Source organism: Dietzia sp. SYD-A1 (genome assembly GCF_015356725.1).
In the GTDB taxonomy this organism is placed as follows: Bacteria; Actinomycetota; Actinomycetes; order Mycobacteriales; family Mycobacteriaceae; genus Dietzia.
Map to the genome: position 1 here is coordinate 1 of NZ_JADDKI010000684.1, position 1,578 is coordinate 1,578.

Here is a 1,578-nt window from a genome sequence, read left to right on the forward strand (position 1 = left end):
GCCCAGCCTCGACCCACCCTGCCGGGCGACGTGGAACAATGGCCCCCGGTACTGCAGCCACCCATCGCGGTGCCGGCCCAGAGACGATCCACGAACTTCCCCAAGGAGCACAGATGGCGCTTATCGAGCAGGTCGGAGCCCGGGAGATCCTCGATTCGCGAGGCAACCCCACCGTCGAGGTGGAGGTGCTTCTGGACGACGGCTCGTTCGCACGGGCGGCCGTCCCCTCGGGCGCGTCGACCGGCGCCCACGAGGCCGTGGAGCTGCGCGACTCCGACGAGCGCTACATGGGCAAGGGCGTGACCAAGGCCGTCGACGCCGTCCTGGACGTGCTGGCCCCCGCAGTGATCGGCATCCCCGCCGAGGAGCAGCGTCAAGTCGACGAGGCCCTCCTCGACGCCGACGGCACCCCCAACAAGTCCACGGTCGGCGCCAACGCCATCCTCGGCGTCTCGCTCGCCGTGGCCCGTGCCGCGGCCGATTCGGCGAACCTCGAGCTCTACCGCTTCGTCGGCGGCGCCAACGCCCACGTCCTGCCGGTGCCCATGATGAACATCCTCAACGGCGGCGCCCACGCCGACTCGGGCGTCGACGTGCAGGAGTTCATGATCGCCCCGATCGGTGCGCCCACCTTCCGCGAGGCCCTGCGCATGGGCGCCGAGGTGTACCACCACCTCAAGTCCGTGCTCAAGGACAAGGGCCTGTCGACGGGCCTGGGCGACGAGGGCGGCTTCGCCCCGTCGGTCGACTCCACCAAGGCGGCGCTCGACCTCATCGTCGAGGCCATCGAGAAGGCCGGCTACACCCTCGGCACCGATGTGGCGCTCGCGCTGGACGTGGCCGCCACCGAGTTCTACAAGGACGGCAAGTACCACTTCGAGGGCAAGCAGCTCTCCGCCGCCGAGATGGCCGACGTCTACGCCGACCTGGTGGCCAACTACTCCTTGGTCTCCATCGAGGACCCGCTCGACGAGGACGACTGGGAGGGCTGGAAGACCCTCACCGAGATGATCGGCAGCAAGGTCCAGATCGTGGGCGACGACCTCTTCGTCACCAACCCCGAGCGCCTGCGCGACGGCATCGAGCAGGGCGCGGCCAACGCGCTGCTGGTCAAGGTCAACCAGATCGGCACGCTCACCGAGACGCTGGACGCCGTCGAGCTGGCGCACCGCAACCGCTACGCCACCATGATGTCGCACCGCTCGGGTGAGACCGAGGACACGACCATCGCCGACCTCGCGGTGGCCTGCAACTGCGGCCAGATCAAGACCGGCGCCCCGGCCCGCTCGGAGCGCGTGGCCAAGTACAACCAGCTCCTGCGCATCGAGGAGATGCTCGGGGACGCCGCCCGGTACGCCGGCGCCGGCGCCTTCCCGCGCTTCTCCGCCTGATCCAGGCAGCGACGCCACTCGGGCACAGCACGCACAGTCCCACGAGGCCAGTCCGGTCAGCTAGGTAGTCGAGAGGAGGGCTCATGGCTCGCCCACCACGCCCTTCTGATCGACGGGGCTCGCCGGATCGCCGGGGCGACGGTCGCGATCGCGCGTCGTCCCGGCGTCCGGGGGAGGCGTCGGGGCC

The 1,578-nt window shown here is 70.2% G+C and carries 1 protein-coding gene; it reads left to right on the plus strand.

Annotation, left to right across the window (positions count from 1 at the left end; genetic code table 11):
• Positions 1–113: 113 nt before the first annotated feature.
• A complete protein-coding gene (eno, locus tag IY392_RS18605) occupies positions 114–1,391 on the plus strand; it encodes a phosphopyruvate hydratase (protein ID WP_194862021.1) in 1,278 nt (425 codons plus the stop codon).
• Positions 1,392–1,578 lie beyond the last annotated feature (187 nt).

Bases quoted from the DNA above. Each gene is read 5' to 3' on its own strand.
- eno (WP_194862021.1), top strand. From the start codon at position 114: ATGGCGCTTATCGAGCAGGTCGGAGCCCGGGAGATCCTCGATTCGCGA.